The 17,980-nt window shown below is 56.6% G+C and carries 14 protein-coding genes and 1 tRNA gene; 9 read left to right on the forward strand and 6 right to left on the reverse strand.

From position 1 onward, the window contains the following. Positions 1 to 50 precede the first annotated feature (50 nt). Positions 51 to 2,084: an excinuclease ABC subunit UvrB gene (gene uvrB / locus CR155_RS11855; RefSeq protein WP_304528517.1), complete on the reverse strand. Its 2,034-nt coding sequence runs from the start codon at positions 2,082 to 2,084 to the stop codon at positions 51 to 53. 79 nt (positions 2,085 to 2,163) lie between these two features. Between uvrB and CR155_RS11860 the strand changes: the two genes are divergently transcribed. Both CR155_RS11860 and lexA read left to right on the forward strand, forming a co-directional pair. Further along, the gene (locus tag CR155_RS11860; RefSeq protein WP_102070249.1) at positions 2,164 to 3,366 is read left to right on the forward strand and encodes an amino acid aminotransferase; all 1,203 of its coding nucleotides are present in this window, start codon (positions 2,164 to 2,166) and stop codon (positions 3,364 to 3,366) included. Positions 3,367 to 3,440: 74 nt separating this feature from the next. Further along, positions 3,441 to 4,097 carry a transcriptional repressor LexA gene (lexA, locus tag CR155_RS11865; protein WP_102070250.1) on the forward strand — a complete coding sequence of 219 codons (657 nt, stop codon included), beginning with the start codon at positions 3,441 to 3,443 and terminating at the stop codon, positions 4,095 to 4,097. A gap of 76 nt (positions 4,098 to 4,173) precedes the next feature. On the opposite strand, the gene lon is transcribed toward lexA, so the two are convergent. The 4 genes from lon to tig all read right to left on the reverse strand — a co-directional run bounded on the left by lon (position 4,174) and on the right by tig (position 10,159). Beyond that, positions 4,174 to 6,645 (reverse strand): endopeptidase La, encoded by a 2,472-nt coding sequence (gene lon / locus CR155_RS11870; protein WP_102070251.1) that lies wholly within the window; start codon positions 6,643 to 6,645, stop codon positions 4,174 to 4,176. 150 nt (positions 6,646 to 6,795) lie between these two features. Then, positions 6,796 to 8,103 carry an ATP-dependent Clp protease ATP-binding subunit ClpX gene (gene clpX / locus CR155_RS11875; RefSeq protein WP_102070252.1) on the reverse strand — a complete coding sequence of 436 codons (1,308 nt, stop codon included), beginning with the start codon at positions 8,101 to 8,103 and terminating at the stop codon, positions 6,796 to 6,798. Between the two features lie 88 nt (positions 8,104 to 8,191). After that, positions 8,192 to 8,848, reverse strand: coding sequence for an ATP-dependent Clp endopeptidase proteolytic subunit ClpP (gene clpP / locus CR155_RS11880; protein WP_102070253.1), 657 nt, complete (start codon positions 8,846 to 8,848; stop codon positions 8,192 to 8,194). Beyond that, positions 8,849 to 10,159 carry a trigger factor gene (tig, locus tag CR155_RS11885; RefSeq protein WP_102070254.1) on the reverse strand — a complete coding sequence of 437 codons (1,311 nt, stop codon included), beginning with the start codon at positions 10,157 to 10,159 and terminating at the stop codon, positions 8,849 to 8,851. It lies immediately after the preceding gene. Positions 10,160 to 10,394: 235 nt separating this feature from the next. Between tig and CR155_RS11890 the strand changes: the two genes are divergently transcribed. From CR155_RS11890 to CR155_RS11920, 7 genes are all read left to right on the forward strand, one after another. Next, positions 10,395 to 11,273 (forward strand): lipid A biosynthesis lauroyl acyltransferase, encoded by an 879-nt coding sequence (locus CR155_RS11890; RefSeq protein ID WP_102070255.1) that lies wholly within the window; start codon positions 10,395 to 10,397, stop codon positions 11,271 to 11,273. 63 nt (positions 11,274 to 11,336) lie between these two features. Then, positions 11,337 to 11,421: transfer RNA gene (locus CR155_RS11895), tRNA-Leu, on the forward strand. Between the two features lie 147 nt (positions 11,422 to 11,568). Then, complete coding sequence (gene dapC / locus CR155_RS11900; protein WP_102070427.1) at positions 11,569 to 12,771, forward strand: succinyldiaminopimelate transaminase; 1,203 nt, start codon at positions 11,569 to 11,571, stop codon at positions 12,769 to 12,771. A gap of 50 nt (positions 12,772 to 12,821) precedes the next feature. Beyond that, a complete protein-coding gene (gene dapD, locus CR155_RS11905; protein ID WP_102070256.1) occupies positions 12,822 to 13,643 on the forward strand; it encodes a 2,3,4,5-tetrahydropyridine-2,6-dicarboxylate N-succinyltransferase in 822 nt (273 codons plus the stop codon). Then, positions 13,643 to 14,785 (forward strand): succinyl-diaminopimelate desuccinylase, encoded by a 1,143-nt coding sequence (gene dapE, locus CR155_RS11910; RefSeq protein WP_102070257.1) that lies wholly within the window; start codon positions 13,643 to 13,645, stop codon positions 14,783 to 14,785. Before dapD ends, dapE begins: the two co-directional genes overlap by 1 nt. Positions 14,786 to 14,796: 11 nt before the next feature. Beyond that, the gene (prmB, locus tag CR155_RS11915; RefSeq protein ID WP_102070258.1) at positions 14,797 to 15,693 is read left to right on the forward strand and encodes a 50S ribosomal protein L3 N(5)-glutamine methyltransferase; all 897 of its coding nucleotides are present in this window, start codon (positions 14,797 to 14,799) and stop codon (positions 15,691 to 15,693) included. After that, positions 15,690 to 17,624 (forward strand): ABC-F family ATP-binding cassette domain-containing protein, encoded by a 1,935-nt coding sequence (locus tag CR155_RS11920; RefSeq protein ID WP_102070259.1) that lies wholly within the window; start codon positions 15,690 to 15,692, stop codon positions 17,622 to 17,624. The genes prmB and CR155_RS11920 overlap by 4 nt, the downstream gene beginning before the upstream one ends. A gap of 39 nt (positions 17,625 to 17,663) precedes the next feature. Here the strand turns inward: CR155_RS11920 and CR155_RS11925 are convergent, their stop codons facing one another. Further along, the gene (locus CR155_RS11925; protein ID WP_233214202.1) at positions 17,664 to 17,969 is read right to left on the reverse strand and encodes a DUF1330 domain-containing protein; all 306 of its coding nucleotides are present in this window, start codon (positions 17,967 to 17,969) and stop codon (positions 17,664 to 17,666) included. Positions 17,970 to 17,980 lie beyond the last annotated feature (11 nt).

Raw genomic sequence — 17,980 nt, forward strand, 5'->3', positions numbered from 1 at the left:
ATAATGTTGCACATTAACGACATCTGTACGATCGGCCTACCTTACGCAGACTAGGAAAATAACGCCTTTTGTTTAAGTCGATTCAATGCATCACGTGCGGCGGCCGCCTGTTCGAATTCAAGATTCCTGGCATGGTCCATCATGAGCTTCTCCAGGCGTCGAATTTCCTTGGCCAATGACTTGTCGTCATGCAGCACATCCGGAGATATATCATCAGCAGCGGATTTCTCAACAGGCGTAACCATCACGCCATCTATCATTTCGCGCACAGCCTTGCTGACACTGCGGGCCGTAATCCCATTGACTTCATTGAACTCCAGCTGCTTCAAGCGCCGCCTTTCGGTCTCGCCCATAGCGCGGCGCATTGAGTCGGTAATGCGGTCAGCATATAAAATCGCCCTGCCATTCAGGTTGCGCGCGGCTCGCCCCATGGTTTGAATCAGGCTGCGTTCGGAGCGAAGGAAACCTTCCTTGTCCGCATCCAGTATTGCAACCAGCGACACCTCGGGAATATCCAGTCCTTCGCGTAGCAAGTTGATACCGACGAGGACGTCGAATACGCCCAGGCGCAAGTCGCGGATGATCTCGACCCGCTCCACCGTATCAATATCGGAATGCAGATAGCGCACCTTGATTCCATGCTCGCTGAGGTAATCAGTCAAGTCTTCGGACATCCGCTTGGTCAGGGTAGTCACTAACACTCGTTCCTGGACCTCCACGCGCTTCTTGATCTCGCCCACCAGGTCGTCGACCTGCGTAGTGGCGGGCCGCACTTCAACTTCGGGGTCAACCAGGCCTGTCGGGCGCACGACCTGTTCAACAACATTGTCAGAATGTTCTTTTTCGTATGCCGCCGGTGTGGCCGACACAAAGACGCACTGACGCATCCGCTGCTCGAACTCTTCGAGTTTCAACGGGCGATTGTCGACCGCCGAGGGCAGGCGAAAACCGAATTGGACCAAGGTGGACTTGCGCGAACGGTCCCCCAAGTACATGCCACTGAGCTGCCCCAGGGTCACATGGCTTTCGTCGATGAACATCAAGGCATCGGCGGGAAGGTAGTCTATGAGCGTGGGCGGCGGTTCGCCTGGCGCGGCGCCTGACAAGTGTCGGGAGTAATTCTCAATGCCTTTGCAGAAACCCAATTCTTGGAGCATCTCAAGATCGAAGCGTGTGCGCTGCTCGAGTCGTTGGGCCTCGACCAGTTTGCCGTCGGCTACGAGGAACGCCAGGCGCTCACGCAATTCCTGCTTGATGGTTTCAATGGCCCGAAGCACCGTGCCGCGCGGAGTCACGTAATGGGAGCTCGGGAAAACGGTGAAGCGAGGCAGCTTGTGCTTGATCTTGCCAGTGAGGGGATCGAACATCTCCAGCGTCTCGATTTCATCATCGAACAAGGTGATGCGCAATGCGAGTTCCGCATGCTCGGCGGGAAACACATCGATGATTTCACCACGTGCCCTGAAAGCACCCCGCACGAACTCGACATCATTGCGCTCGTATTGCATCGCAACCAGGCGACCGAGCAGTTCCTGGCGGGCAATACGGTCGCCGGCGCGCAGCGTCAGCACCATGGCGTGATAGTCGCCGGGATTGCCGATCCCGTAGATACAAGATACGGTGCCTACAATAATGGTGTCGCGCCTCTCCAGCAGGCTCTTTGTCGCAGAGAGCCGCATTTGTTCGATATGTTCGTTTATAGACGAGTCTTTCTCGATGAACAGGTCCCGCGCCGCCACGTAAGCTTCCGGTTGGTAGTAGTCGTAATAAGATACAAAATACTCCACCGCGTTATTCGGGAAAAAATCGCGCATTTCAGCATACAGTTGCGCTGCAAGCGTCTTGTTGGGCGCCAGCACAATGGCCGGCCGACCGGTGCGGGCGATGACGTTGGCCATGGTGTATGTCTTACCGGATCCGGTCACGCCCAGCAAGGTCTGGAACATTAGACCGTCATTGATTCCCTCAACCAGCGCATCAATGGCGGCAGGCTGGTCGCCCGCTGGCGGATACGGCCGAAAGAGCTGAAACGGACTGTTGGGGTATTCGATGAAACCGGGCGCCGGTAGGTTCATACTGGACATTTTCAGGGTAAACCCCTTATTATCACATTAATCCCGCGGTTTTCCGTATCCATTCCTTACTGCCCCCCAATCCTTCAAAATGCACTCACTATTCGAATCCGTCGAACTCGCCCCGCGCGACCCCATCCTTGGCCTGAACGAACAATATAACGCAGATACGCGTGCGGGCAAGGTCAATCTCGGCGTCGGAGTGTATTACGACGATGAAGGCCGCCTGCCCTTGCTGCAAGCTGTGCGCATGGCGGAGATTGGGCGTATCGAAGCCGCCGCCGCTCGCGGCTACCTGCCTATCGAAGGCATTCCTGGGTACAACACGGCAGCTCAGACCTTGCTGTTCGGACAAGGTTCTGAACTTCTGGCCTCGGGCCGGGTCTTGACAGCCCAGTCACTGGGAGGTACTGGCGCGCTCAAGATCGGTGCTGACTTTCTCAAGCAGCTGCTACCCCAATCAAAAGTTGTCATCAGCGATCCAAGCTGGGAAAACCACCGTGCGCTCTTCGAGCGCGCTGGTTTCACGGTGGACACCTACCCGTACTACGACGCAGAAACCCATGGCTTGAACTTCAACGGCATGCTGGAATGCCTGCAGAAATTGCCGGAGCAAACCATAGTCCTCTTTCATGCATGCTGCCATAACCCTACCGGCGTCGATCCCACGTTCGAACAGTGGCAACAAATCGTTGAAATCGTCAAAGCCAAAAACCTGGTGCCTTTCCTGGATATTGCCTACCAGGGCTTCGGCGACGGCATCGAAGAAGACGCGTCGGTTGTGCGCTTGTTCGCGCAGCACGATCTCACCATGCTGATCAGCTCCTCGTTCTCGAAATCGTTCTCCCTGTATGGCGAACGCGTTGGCGCCCTCACACTGGTATCTTCCAGCAAAGAAGAATCCACGCGGGTGCTCAGCCAGCTCAAACGCGTCATTCGTACAAATTATTCGAATCCCCCGACACACGGTGGCACCGTCGTCTCCACTGTGCTCAATACACCAGAACTGTACACATTGTGGGCAAGTGAACTTGCCGGCATGCGCGATCGGATACGCGCCATGCGCATCCAGTTGGTGCAAAAGCTCAAAGACCACGGCATTAAGCAAAATTTCGATTTCGTGTTGAAGCAACGCGGAATGTTCTCTTATTCAGGCCTCACCGCCGCCCAGGTGGACCGGCTGCGCGACGAATACGGCGTGTACGCCGTCAGCAGTGGCCGCATCTGCGTCGCTGCCCTGAACAGCCACAATATTGACTATGTCGCTGCTTCGATTGCCAAGGTGCTCGCTTGACACGGCTGGTCGCTTGATCTTTTCTCTAAAGTGTTGCAAAATCCAGACTGTATAAAAACACAGTCTGGATTGCCATGGCCGTTAAGCTCACCGAGCGTCAGCAACAAATTCTCGATCTTATCCGCAACGAAATTTCGCGCACAGGGTTTCCGCCCACGCGCGCCGAAATCGCGCATGCACTGGGTTTCCGGTCCGCCAATGCTGCCGAAGATCACCTGAAGGCCCTGGCAAAAAAAGGGGCCATCGAGCTCACCGCTGGCGCATCGCGTGGCATACGCCTCATTCCGGCATCCGACAACGGCCCCGCCCACGCTTTTGATCACGTGTCCAGCACCCTCAGACAAATGCTCATTCCGCTGGTCGGGCGCGTTGCCGCGGGCAGCCCCATTCTCGCTGCCGAACATGTCGAACGCGAGATCGGCATAGAACCCTCCCTCTTTAGCCAGGTCCCCGATTACCTGCTGCGCGTGCGCGGGCTCAGCATGCGCGACGTCGGTATCCTTGACGGTGACCTCCTTGCCGTCAAGAAAACACCCGATGCTCGCAATGGTCAAATTGTCGTGGCGCGTCTGGGCGACGAGGTAACGGTCAAACGCTTGTCGCGTACGGGAAACCGAATCGAACTCCTACCGGAAAACCCGGACTTTTCGCCAATTATCGTCACGCCCGACGACGAATTTTCGCTAGAAGGCATTGCGGTCGGTCTCATCCGAACGACAACCTTGCAATAATCCACCAAGGTCTCCCAAAAGAAAGGACATCCACGATTGGATGTCCTTTCTTGTCATGCGACCTGATTTAACGGTCTCAGTGCTTCATCAAGCCACCGGAAGACTCATCAGTACGCTTGGAATTTGCCAGCGATTCCGCAGCCAAACGAGCCACTTCCTCGTCAGAGAGTGGCGTTGGCATGTTCTGCAACGCCACTTCCAACACACGATCGATCCAGCGTACTGGAATGATCTCGAGGTGGTTCTTGACGTTGTCCGGAATTTCGGCCAAGTCCTTTACGTTTTCCTCGGGAATCATGACCAGCTTGATGCCGCCCCGATGCGCCGCAAGAAGTTTTTCCTTTAAGCCGCCTATACCCAACACTTCGCCACGCAACGTTATTTCACCCGTCATGGCTACATCTGCGCGCACTGGAATACCAGTTAGTGCGGACACCATGGCAGTGGTAATGGCGATGCCTGCCGATGGTCCGTCTTTGGGTGTGGCGCCTTCAGGAAAGTGCACGTGCAGGTCACGCTTCTCGAAGGACGTATTCGGAATACCCCATTTCTGCGAACGCGCGCGGACTACCGTACGCGCCGCTTCAACGGATTCTTTCATGACATCGCCAAGCGACCCGGTGCGCAGCACAGCACCCTTGCCCGGCATATCGGCAACTTCAATGGTCAGCAGATCACCGCCCACTTCAGTCCATGCCAAGCCAGTCACCTGACCAACCTTGTTTTCCTTCTCGGCCATGCCAAAGCTGAAACGCCGTACGCCCAGGAAGTCGGCAAGATTGTCGGAATTGACGACTACGCGCTCGATGTCGGCGATAGCTGCGGCTTTCCTGCCCCGTACACGGGGTGCGGGATTGGAGGCCAGCATTTTTTTGACGACCTTCCGGCAAATCTTGCTGATCTCCCTTTCCAGCGCACGGACTCCTGCTTCGCGAGTGTAGTAGCGCACGATGTCCCGCACGGCTGACTCTTCAATGGTGACCTCGCCTTCCTGTACACCGTTATTCTTCATAAGCTTGGGAAGAAGGTGATCGAATGCAATATGCACTTTTTCATCCTCGGTATAGCCCGACAGACGTATGACCTCCATGCGGTCAAGCAAGGCCGGCGGAATGTTCAGCGTATTGCTGGTCGCCACGAACATCACGTCAGACAGATCAAAGTCAACTTCGATGTAGTGGTCCTGGAATGTGTGATTCTGTTCCGGATCCAGTACCTCGAGCAAAGCCGACGATGGATCACCACGGAAATCGGCGCCCATTTTGTCGATTTCGTCAAGCAGGAACAAGGGGTTGCGTACACCCACCTTGCTCATGTTCTGCAGGATCTTGCCCGGCATGGACCCGATGTAGGTGCGCCGATGACCGCGGATTTCAGCCTCGTCGCGCACGCCGCCCAAGGCCATGCGCACGAATTTTCGGTTAGTGGCACGCGCAATGGATTGACCCAGGGACGTTTTGCCGACGCCCGGAGGCCCGACAAGACATAAAATGGGCGCCTTGAGCTTGTCGACACGCTGTTGCACGGCGAGGTACTCAATAATCCGTTCCTTGACTTTCTCAAGTCCGTAGTGATCGGCATCGAGTACGCTTTCCGCGTTCGAAATCGAATTATTGATTCGATTCTTTTTGCGCCATGGCAAGGCGATGAGGGTATCGATGTAGTTTCGCACGACAGTAGCTTCGGCTGACATCGGCGACATCAGCTTGAGCTTCTTGAGTTCGGAATCGGCTTTCTTTTGCGCTTCTTTGGGCAGTTGCGCGGCCGCGATTTTCTTTTCAAGTTCTTCGATATCGGCGCCGTCTTCGCCCTCACCCAGTTCTTTCTGGATAGCCTTGACCTGTTCGTTCAGATAGTAGTCGCGTTGACTCTTTTCCATCTGCTTCTTGACGCGACCACGAATACGCTTCTCGACCTGAAGGATGTCGATTTCCGATTCGAGTTGCGACAGCAGGCTTTCCAATCGCTGGATGGTACCGGTGACTTCGAGCATTTGCTGCTTCTGCTCGAGCTTCAATGGCAGGTGCGCGGAGATAGTGTCGGCAAGACGGCCAGCGTCGTCAATTCCTGTGAGCGAACTAAGAATTTCCTGGGGGATCTTTTTGTTCAGCTTCACATATTGCTCGAACTGTGCAACGACTGCACGGCGCAATGCTTCGGACTCGGCACCTTCGGTGACCTCGGATTCGACCTGCACGACTTGTGCCATGAAATGCGTTTCGACATCAGTTACCTGCTTGATGCGGGCACGTTCCAAGCCTTCGACAAGAACCTTGACGGTGCCGTCGGGAAGCTTGAGCATTTGCAGAATACTGGCGGCACAACCGATTTCGTATAAATCTTCGGGAGTCGGATCGTCTTTGCCGGCCGACTTCTGGGCGACCAGCACGATGTTGTTGCCTGCTTCCATGGCCAGTTCAAGGGCCTTGATCGAGCGGGGGCGCCCAACAAAAAGCGGAATCACCATGTGCGGAAATACCACCACATCGCGCAAGGGCAACAGCGGCAAGTCCGTGGGTTCCGAAGTAAGAATCTGGCTCGCAGACATAGTAATTTCCTTAAAATAGACCTCTAGATGCAAAAGGGAAGCCAGGGCCTCCCTTTTGCAGTACTACCTGTAGGTGTATGTAGTGACGATAGCCAAATATTCAAGACACAATCCGGAATACTGTTCCCCAGGGTTAATTTGCCGGAATGCCTACGCCGCGGCATCCTTCATTTTCTTCGGTACGGCTTGCTGAACCTGCGAGGGCGACTCAGCATCGTCCTGATAAATCAGCAGGGGCGTACCCTTGCCGCTTACGGCGTTTTCATCGACCACAACCCGTTTGACGTTTTTCTGCGATGGAAGTTCATACATGGTTCCCAACAGCGCGCCTTCCACGATGGACCGCAAGCCGCGTGCGCCTGTACGGCGCTTGATTGCGCGTTTGGCAATGGCGGCCAGTGCCTCAGGGCGCACATCGAGTTCGACCTCTTCCATTTCAAACAGTTTCTGAAACTGTTTGAGCAGAGAGTTCTTGGGCTCGGTAAGAATACGTACCAGCGTGTCTTCCTGAAGCTCCTCGAGGGTGGCGACAACCGGGAGACGACCGACCAGTTCCGGGATAAGACCGAACTTGATGAGGTCTTCGGGTTCGACTTCAGCGAAAAGTTCTCCCACACCCCGTTCGGATTTGGCACGCACCGATGCCGAAAAACCTATGCCTGAACGCTCGGTACGATCGCGAATGACCTTTTCCAGCCCGTCGAAAGCACCGCCTACGATGAACAGGATATTGGTGGTGTCGACCTGGACAAAGTCCTGGTTGGGGTGCTTGCGCCCGCCTTGGGGAGGTACAGACGCGATGGTGCCTTCGATGAGCTTCAGCAGCGCCTGCTGCACACCTTCACCAGACACATCGCGCGTGATGGATGGGTTGTCTGCCTTGCGCGAAATTTTGTCGATTTCATCGATATAGATGATGGCGCGTTGCGCCTTTTCGACATCGTAATTGCAGTTCTGGAGCAGCTTCTGCACGATGTTCTCGACGTCTTCGCCCACATAACCGGCTTCGGTAAGGGTGGTCGCGTCTGCCATAACAAAAGGAACGTCCAGCATGCGGGCAAGCGTCTGCGCCAGCAGCGTCTTGCCTGAGCCGGTGGGCCCGATAAGCAGGATGTTGCTCTTGGACAGCTCCACGTCGTCACCCTTGACGTCGCCATAGCGGATGCGCTTGTAGTGGTTGTAAACCGCTACTGCAAGTGTGCGCTTGGGGGTGTCTTGCCCGATAACGTAGCCGTCGAGAAATGACTTGATTTCATGAGGCGTCGGCAATTCGTTGCGTATGGCATCCCGGGCGGCTTCCTGTGTTTCTTCAAGAATGATATCGTTGCAGAGGTCGATGCATTCATCGCAAATAAAAACCGAGGGTCCGGCGATAAGCTTGCGAACCTCGTGCTGGCTTTTATTGCAAAACGAACAATGCAAAACCTTATCGTCCGACGATCCTTTTTTTTCGGGCATAAAACTCTTCGTTCAGTTCAGTGGACAGGACACGCGCCCTGTCGGTAATAACCGGTAGTGCGCAACGCGCTACCAGGAGGCTGGCCAATTACACTTCGTCAGTGCGGGAGGCCAGTACTTTATCTACCAAACCATACGATACCGCATCTTCGGCCGACATGAAATTATCACGCTCAGTGTCCACTTCAATGCGCTCAACCGGTTGGCCAGTGCTTTCAGCCAGGATGGCGTTCAGGCGCGCGCGCAGACTGAGGATCTCGCGAGCCTGAATCTGGATGTCGGAAGCTTGCCCCTGAGCACCGCCTGATGGCTGGTGAATCATGATGCGTGAGTTGGGCAACGTATAACGCTTGCCCTTGGCACCCGCAGCGAGCAGGAACGCGCCCATGCTGGCCGCGATACCCGTGCACAGCGTAGAGACATCGGGCTTCACGAACTGCATGGTGTCGTAGATGGCGAGGCCGGCGTAGACCGACCCGCCGGGCGAGTTGATATACAAGGAAATATCTTTATCGGGATTCTCGGACTCGAGGAACAGCAACTGCGCCACGACCAGATTGGCGGACTGGTCATTGACCGGTCCGACAAAGAATATTACGCGTTCGCGCAATAGACGGGAGTAGATGTCGTAGGAACGCTCGCCGCGACCCGACTGTTCTATCACGATGGGCACATAGCCCAACCCCGAGGGGGTCACCGAGTCACCACCATACATAGAGGCGTAAAAATCGGTAAATCGTGACATTTAGTTAGTCCCCATGAGTTCATCGAAAGCGACATCTTCGTCGGTTACCTTGGCCTGCGACAACACGTGTTCGACCACGTTATCTTCGAGGACGATGGCTTCGATTTCGGCACGCCGCTGACGATCGGAAAGATAGTAGGCTACCACCTGAGCAGGCTGCTCGTAGTTCTGCGCAAATTCCTCGATGCGGGTGCGGACCTGTTCAGGCTTGGCTTGCAGGTCGGCACTCTGGACAAGTTCCGAAACAAGCAGCCCCAGACGCACGCGACGCTCGGATTCCGCGGTAAAAGCTTCTGCCGGGATAGGCATGGAATCGGCATTCGGTACACCGCGTTGCTTGAGCTCTTCACGCGCTGCGACGACCCGGCCCTGAGCATCGTTCTGCACCAGCGACTTCGGTACGTCGAACGAGCAGGCTGCGATCAGGGCGTCCATGACGCTGGATTTAGTGCGTGCCTGGGCGCGCGACTTGACCTCGCGTTCAATGTTGGCGCGTACGTCGGCCACCAGCTTCTCGACGTCACCCTCGGGCTGACCCAGCGACTTGGCGAACTCGGCATTCATCTCGGGCAATACAGCTTCGGCGACTTCAGTGACGGTAATCTTGAATTCAGCGGTCTTGCCGGCGACCTCCTTGCTGCCGTATTCCTCGGGGAATGTCAGCGGGAATGTCTTGGATTCACCCGATTTCATGCCGCGCACAGCGGTTTCGAATTCAGGAAGCATGCGGCCCTGACCTAGGACGAACGGGAATTTCTCGGCAGTACCGCCATCGAAAGCCGCCCCGTCGATAGTGCCGACGAAATCGAGCGTAACGCGATCGTCGTCTTGCGCAGCACGGTCTTCGCGGACTTCGTAAGTGGCGCGTTGCTTGCGCAGGATATCGATAGTGCGCTGCACTTCGGTGTCGCCAATTTCAACACGAGCACGCTTGACTTCCAGGGTCGTCAGATCGGGCACGGCGACTTCCGGATAAACCTCAAAGGTGGCCGAGAACGCCATGGAGCCCTCATCGACACCTTCGGTCTTGGGTTCGAGGTTGGGCGTACCAGCCACGCGCAACTTGCTTTCGCCGATGACTTTCTCAAGCGAACGACCCACTTCAGTATTAATTACGTCGTAGCGAATGCCAGCCCCATGACTACGCTCGATAAGGGACAGCGGAGCCTTCCCCGGGCGGAAACCTTGGACTTTGGCAGTGCGTGCGACGCGCTTCAGTTGAGCCTGGACTTCTTTTTCGACGTCGGCAACCGACACGACCAGATCAACACGGCGCTCCAGGCCGGACAATATTTCAACCGCAGGCTGCATTAGGGACCTATTTAAATAAGTAATTGAACAAATGAACAGGACATTTTACCGGAAAGTAATGGTAATGATGTAACGGCTCCTGACGCAAACTATAGCCTGATTCGAAAAACACCATGATCAGGCAACCGGTATTTTGTTACTCGTATAGGCCGGGTAGCGTGTTAGCATTCTAACCACAAATAAAATCACTTTAAAATCAATCCACTAAAGGGTGCTCACCTGAGCGTCCGAATTAATGAAATACAGAATACAAAACGCGTTTACCTCCTCGCTGCTCCGCACGTTCTCTGCCCTGCCCTACGAACTCGTCGCCCGAGCCGGCGAGGCGCTTGGTTCGCTGCTTTATCTGATACCCGGCAAACGCAAGCATATCCTCCACACAAATTTGCGCCTGTGCTTTCCCGAGAAGACCGTGCGTCAGCGCGAGGAATTGGCACGCTCAACATTCCGCCACGTTATCCGCAGTTACTTCGAGCGCGGGATTCAATGGTATGGCAGCGCAAAGGCGCTTACCAGGCTGGTCAAGCTCGAAAGCGCCATCGAGCTCAAGGACAATTACGAACAGCCCACCATATTCCTGGGCTTTCATTTCACGGCGATCGAAGCCGGCTGCATGTATTACTCGATATTGCACCCTGTAGCCTCCGTCTATACCCCCATGTCCAACCAGTCCACCGAAGACATCTCGCGCGAGCAGCGCGGTCGCTTTGGCACCGAAATGATTGCACGCAACGGCAGCGCGCGAGAGATACTCAACGTACTGAAATCCGGCAAGCCCATCATGCTCGCGGCAGATATGGATTTTGGCCTGCGGGATTCGGTCTTTGTCCCTTTTTTCGGCGTACAGGCGTGTACGCTGACTGCCGTATCGCGCCTGGCACGCCTCGCCGGCGCGCGGGTGGTGCCCTTTATTACCGGCGTGTCGCCTGGTTATGTCGGCTATAAGCTAAGTATTTTCAAACCCTTCGATAACTTTCCTTGCGGCGATCCTACGGCTGACGCTTTACGCATGAATCAATTCCTGGAAGCGCAAGTTCGGCTGGCACCGGAGCAATATTACTGGGTGCATCGGCGCTTCAAGCGCCGCCCCGCAGGCGAGGCCGCCATCTATTGAAACGTTTACCATCAGACTTGCATGCGTAGCGAAGCTCAGCTACACTGGCGGGCTTCCTTACATGCGAACGTGGCGGAATTGGTAGACGCACCAGATTTAGGTTCTGGCGCCGAGAGGTGTGAGAGTTCGAGTCTCTCCGTTCGCACCACCCTTATTCAAGTTTAGCCGTGGTGTTGTGCCGATAGGCACAGGATGCCTCGAGGCTGGGCAGCGCAAACATACCGCCGTCGAATTTGGGGCGCTCAGCAAGACAAGCCTGCTAAAATCGCCAGCTTATCATTCTGTTGCAGCAGCCATGAATCCCCATTTAAGCGCGCTCCATCCGTATCCATTCGAGAAACTACGACGCTTGCTTGCCCAGGCCGGTACGCCTGCACAACAGGTTCCGTCGGTGAATCTTTCTATCGGCGAACCCAAGCACGCCACTCCGCCATTCATCGTTAAGGCCATGCAGGACGCAATGGACGGCTTGTCGGTCTACCCGCCCACAAAGGGAGATGCCGCCCTGCGTGGCACCATTGCCGCCTGGATCGCGCGCCGCTATGACATAACACAACCCGACCCGGAAACACAGGTACTGCCTGCCTTGGGGTCGCGCGAAGCCTTGTTTGCGTTTGCCCAGACCGTAATCGACCCGAACTCCGACGCAGTGGTAGTATGCCCTAATCCTTTCTACCAGATCTATGAAGGGGCCGCGTTGCTCGCTGGCGCCCAACCCTATTTCATCAATGCGCGGGCCGACCTCAATTTCGGCTATGACTGGCAATCCGTACCCCCGGAAGTATGGCGCAAGACCCAACTCCTATTTGTGTGTTCACCAGGCAATCCCGCCGGAAATGTCATGTCGCTGAACGATTGGCAAATCATATTCACCCTGTCGGATGAATATGGTTTTGCCATTGCCTCGGACGAGTGCTATTCCGAAATCTATCTTGACGAAGCCAGCAAGCCTTTGGGGGGCATGCAGGCTGCCAGCCTGCTTGGACGCCACGATTACCGCAATCTTGTCTCTTTCTCCAGTCTTTCGAAGCGCTCCAATGTTCCGGGACTACGCTCAGGTTTCGTGGCCGGAGACAGCAAGCTGATCGGACAGTTCCTGCTGTATCGCACGTACCATGGCAGCGCGATCAGTGCCGTGGTGTCCCGCGCAAGCATCGCGGCATGGAACGATGAAGCCCACGTCGTGGAGAACCGTCGGCTGTACCGCGAGAAGTTCGAGGCAGTGGTGCCCATACTTGCTCCGGTGCTGAATACCGGGTGGCCCGATGCATCCTTTTATTTGTGGGCTCAGACACCTTACTCCGATACGGATTTCGTTCGCGACCTGTACGGCGCGACTGGGGTCACTGCGCTGCCGGGAAGCTTCCTGGCGCGCGAGGCCCATGGCGTCAACCCCGGTGCTGGCCGCATACGCATCGCCCTGGTGGCCCCTTTGGAGCAATGCGTCGATGCGGCGCGCCGCATCGCTGAATTCGTTACCCGCGCCGCCGCGCCTTGAATCCGATCACACACTTACGTTCACTTCAATAGAGACATAAAAGAAAATCCATGACTATCGAACTGCAATCCACTATAGAAAACGCTTGGGAAGGTCGCGCCGAGCTCTCCCCCACCTCCGGGCATGCTGATGTACGCGCAGCGGTACAGGAAACGCTCGCCTGCCTCGACACTGGAAGCCTTCGCGTTGCCGAAAAGATCGATGGCGACTGGGTGGTGCATCAGTGGGTAAAAAAGGCCGTGCTTCTTTCCTTCCGGCTCGAAGACAATACCGTAATGGGCCAGGGTGCACTTCAGTTTTACGATAAGGTGCCTTCAAAATTCGAGAACTACGATGCGAAGGCGTTCGCCGACGGCGGCTTTCGCGTGGTGCCGCCCGCTGTGGCACGCAAAGGATGCTTCATCGGCAGAAACGTTGTCTTGATGCCGTCATACGTGAATGTCGGTGCCTATGTCGCTGAAGGCACCATGGTCGACACGTGGGCAACGGTTGGATCGTGCGCGCAAATAGGTAAAAATGTCCACCTGTCCGGCGGCGTGGGCATAGGCGGCGTGCTCGAGCCCCTGCAGGCCAATCCGACCATTATTGAAGACAATTGCTTTATCGGTGCCCGCTCCGAGGTCGTGGAAGGGGTCATTGTGGAAGAAAATTCGGTTTTGGCCATGGGTGTTTTCCTGTCACAAAGCACGAAAATCTTCGACCGGGCCACCGGCGAAATCACCTACGGGCGCATTCCTTCGGGTTCCGTCGTCGTGCCGGGTTCGCTGCCTTCTGCTGACGGCTCGCACAGCCTGGCTTGCGCAGTCATCGTCAAGCGTGTCGATGCACAGACGCGCTCCAAAACCAGCATCAACGAATTGCTGAGGGCCTGATGTCCGATTCCGTCGTGCTGCAACTAACCAAGGACCTGCTGGCCAGGGCGTCAGTCACTCCTTTGGACCATGATTGCCAGGGCGTGTTGGCAAACCGCTTGAATTCAGCGGGTTTCAACTGCGAAAGCATGATTTTCGGCGAGGTGGCGAACCTATGGGCGCGGCGCGGCACGACGCAGCCCTTGCTGGTGTTTGCCGGCCACACTGATGTCGTTCCGACCGGGCCGCTGGACCAATGGCATAGCGATCCCTTCATCCCCACGGAGCGCGACGGCTTGCTGTATGCACGCGGCGCCGCCGACATGAAAAGTTCGATTGCGGCCTTTGTCGTCGCTGCCGAAGAATTCGTAGCTGCGCATCCCGATCACAAAGGGTCGATAGCCCTGCTCATCACCGCAGACGAAGAAGGTCCTTCCGTCGATGGTACCGTCAAGGTTTGTGACGAACTCAGCCGTCGCGGTGTACAGCTTGACTATTGCATCGTCGGCGAACCCACTTCGGTGGCCGCCCTGGGCGACACCGTGAAAAACGGGAGGCGTGGATCGTTGTCCGGCAAGCTGACGATCAAGGGCAAGCAGGGGCATGTTGCCTATCCGCAGCTGGCACGCAATTCTGTTCATCTGCTGGCACCTGCCCTGCTTGAACTGACCTCCCAGCAGTGGGACGCCGGCAACGATTATTTTCCTGCCACGACGTTCCAGGTGTCGAACCTGCATGCGGGTACTGGGGCAACAAATGTCGTGCCCGGCACGGCGGTCGTCGATTTCAACTTTCGATTTTCGACTGAAAGCACGCCAGAGTCACTCAAGAGCCGGGTGCAGGCCATCCTGCTCGCACATCAACTGGACTATGATTTGCAATGGACTCTGGGCGGCAAACCCTTTCTCACCCCAAAGGGTGAACTGAGTGCAGCCCTTGCAAATGCCATCAAGCAGGAAACGGGCGTCGATACACAACTCTCCACCACAGGTGGCACATCCGATGGACGTTTTATCGCCCGGATATGCCCACAAGTCATCGAATTCGGGCCTATCAATGCCAGTATTCACCAAGTTAATGAGCACATCAGGCTGGACACCCTTGAACCATTGAAAAACATCTATCGCCGCACCCTCGAGCAACTTTTGCTCGATAAAGTCTGAACGGAGCCAGCATGCAAGTCACTGCCCACCACGAGCTATTCACCCTTCGCGATCTGCTGCGTTATGCAGTCAGCCAGTTCAATGCGTCCAACCTATCGTTCGGCCACGGCAGTGACAACGCCTGGGATGAAGCGGCGTACCTGCTGCTGCACACGCTGCACCTGCCTCTTGACACACTGGAGCCCTTCATGGACGCACGCGTGCTGCCCGAGGAACGCGAACGCTTCCTCACGCTCATTGCACGCCGCATGGAAGAACGCGTACCGGCCGCTTATCTGACAGGAGAAGCATGGCTGCAGGGTCATCGTTTCGTGGTGGACCAGCGCGTCATCGTGCCGCGCTCGCCGATTTCGGAGCTATTGTCCGACGGCTTGAGTCCATGGATTGCCAATCCCGATGAAGTCGAGTTCGTACTCGACTTGTGCACGGGCTCCGGTTGCCTGGCTGTGCTGGCGGCATTGGCGTTCGAGAACGCCCAGGTGGACGCCGTCGACGTTTCCGAGCATGCACTCGAGGTAGCAGACCAGAATATCGAACTATCTGGATTGGATGGTCGCATCACGACGCACCGCAGCGATCTGTTCGATCAGTTGCCACTATGCGAGTACCAACTTATCGTATGCAACCCCCCTTACGTCAACAACCACTCCATGGAAGCGCTCCCGCCCGAATATCGGCATGAGCCCACCATGGCGCTGGCCGGTGGCGAAGACGGCATGGATCTGGTTCGCCGCCTGTTGAGCGCAGCACCGAACTTCATGGCGCCGGAAGGCATACTGGTGCTCGAGATCGGAAATGAATATGAAAACTTTATTGCAGCATTTCCGACCCTTGAACCGGTGTGGCTCAGCACTGCCAATACCGAAGATCAGATATTGCTGCTGACCCGGGAACAATTGGCCTCGTGATCCGCGCTACAGGTTTGACATTACGCCGGGGCGCGAAAGTGCTTCTGGATAACACTGATTTCGTGGTTAATCCCGGCGAGCGGGTCGGCATAGTGGGCAAGAACGGCGCAGGAAAATCCACGCTGTTCTCATTGCTGCAAGGAAAGCTCGATGCCGATGCGGGGTCTGTGTTCCTGCCCTCAGGCTGGCGTATAGCCAGCGTCGAACAAGAAATCAGCCACAACAGTAATCCGGCCCGGGAATTTGTCATGGACGGCGATACGCAGCTACGCGCTATCCAGGCCGAGCGCGCCAGTACGCCGGACTCCGACGGCCATCGCATCGCGGAACTGGAATCCGCCTTGATCGAGGCAGGCGCATGGAGCGCCCCTTCTCGCGCCGAGCAGTTACTTGCCGGCCTAGGCTTCGCACCCGACCAATGGACAAACCCGGTAAACAGTTTCTCCGGTGGCTGGCAGATGCGCCTGGCCTTGGCCCGCGCCCTGATGGCGCCCTCCGATCTGCTGCTGCTCGACGAGCCGACCAATCACCTGGATCTGGACGCCATGCTATGGCTGGAGCGGTGGCTGGTCGCCTATGAGGGTACTGTCCTGCTTATTTCGCACGACACCGAATTTCTGGATGCCGTCGCCAGAACCATACTGCATTTCGATCAGGGCAAGCTGATACGGTACAAAGGAGGCTACGAAGATTTCCTGACGCAACGCGCCGAACGTATACGCTTGACGCATCTGGCGCTGGATCGCCAGAGCCGGGAAACCGCCAGGCTGCAAAGCTTCATCGACCGTTTCAAGGCCAAGGCCACAAAAGCCAAGCAGGCACAAAGCCGCGTGAAAGCCCTGGCCCGCATGGAAGTGCTGGCGCCCCTGAAACTTGAATCAGGCATAGACATACGTATCCCAGCTCCGACCAGTATGCCGGATCCCTTGTTGGTGCTCGACAAAGTGTCGACAGGCTATACAAGCGCCAATGGCGAGGCGCGCCCCATTCTGCGCAATCTGCAGCTTATGGTGCGCGGCGGCGACCGCATCGGCGTACTGGGCGTCAATGGCGCCGGAAAAAGCACGCTTATCAAGACACTTGCTGAAGAACTGCCGGTGCTCGCGGGCGAACGCCGGGCGTCCAAAGGCCTTGAGATTGGCTACTTTGCGCAGCACCAGCTGGACATGCTGGAGCTGGAATCGACCCCGCTCCAGCATCTGATGCGGCTCGCGCCCCAAACACGGGAACAGGAGTTGCGCAACTATCTGGGCGGGTTCGGATTCAGCGGCGATACGGTCAACAGCAAGGTAGCTCCCATGTCAGGCGGTGAAAAGGCCCGGCTCGCCCTCTCGCTGATTGTGTGGCAAAAACCGAATCTGCTGCTGCTTGATGAGCCCAGCAATCACCTGGACGTCGATACCCGGGAAGCCCTTGCCACCGCCCTGGCGGAGTTTGCGGGTAGTGTCTTGCTGGTATCGCATGACCGCCATCTGTTGCGCACAACAGTCGACAATTTCTGGATTGTGGCCGATGGACAGGTGCAGGAATTCGATGGCGACCTGGAAGACTACCGGGACTGGCTGACCGCGCGGGCCGCAACGGTACGCGCCGAAGCGCGCAATGAAGCACAAGGGGAAAATGCCGGGATGGCAAGCGTGGACCGCAAGGCGCAACGCCGCCACGAAGCCGAGGAAAGGCAGCGCATCGCCCTGTTGCGCAAGCCTCTGGATAGCAAGCTGAAAAAGGTCGAGGCCGACATGGAAGCGGCAAGCCGCCGCTTGAAGCGCCTCGACGTCCTGATTGCCGATCCGGAATTCTATTCGGACGCGCGCCGCGACGAACGCCTGAAAGTGCTAAGCGAGCATGGTGAATTAAGCAAGAAGCACGGCATGCTCGAAGAGCAGTGGCTGGCGCTGCAGGAAGAGCTGGAATCGCTTGCCGCAAGTTGATCAAGCGCCTAGCCGTAGGGCCGACCTGACGCCCAGGTTTTATTGCTCGTCGTAGCTGATGATGACGACGTCGGCGGCCTGCAAGCGTATGGGAACTATTGCCTGGTAGGCCGCCGATTCATGCCAGTCGTTCAAGGCGGCGCGGCTGGGAAAGCGTATGACTACGGTATCGGTAAAGGCATGATCGCCCGCCAGCACCTGTGCGTGCGCGCCGCGGAAAACCAGTGTGGCCCCCCACGCAGCGACGGTCGCCGGCACCTTGCTGCAATACTCCGCCCACTTGAGCGGGTCTTTGACGACAATATGGCCAATAAGATAGGCCGGGACCACTGTCGGGTTTTGCACCTTGCCCCCCC

Source organism: Pollutimonas nitritireducens (assembly GCF_002849615.1).
GTDB lineage: Bacteria > Pseudomonadota > Gammaproteobacteria > Burkholderiales > Burkholderiaceae_B > Pollutimonas > Pollutimonas nitritireducens.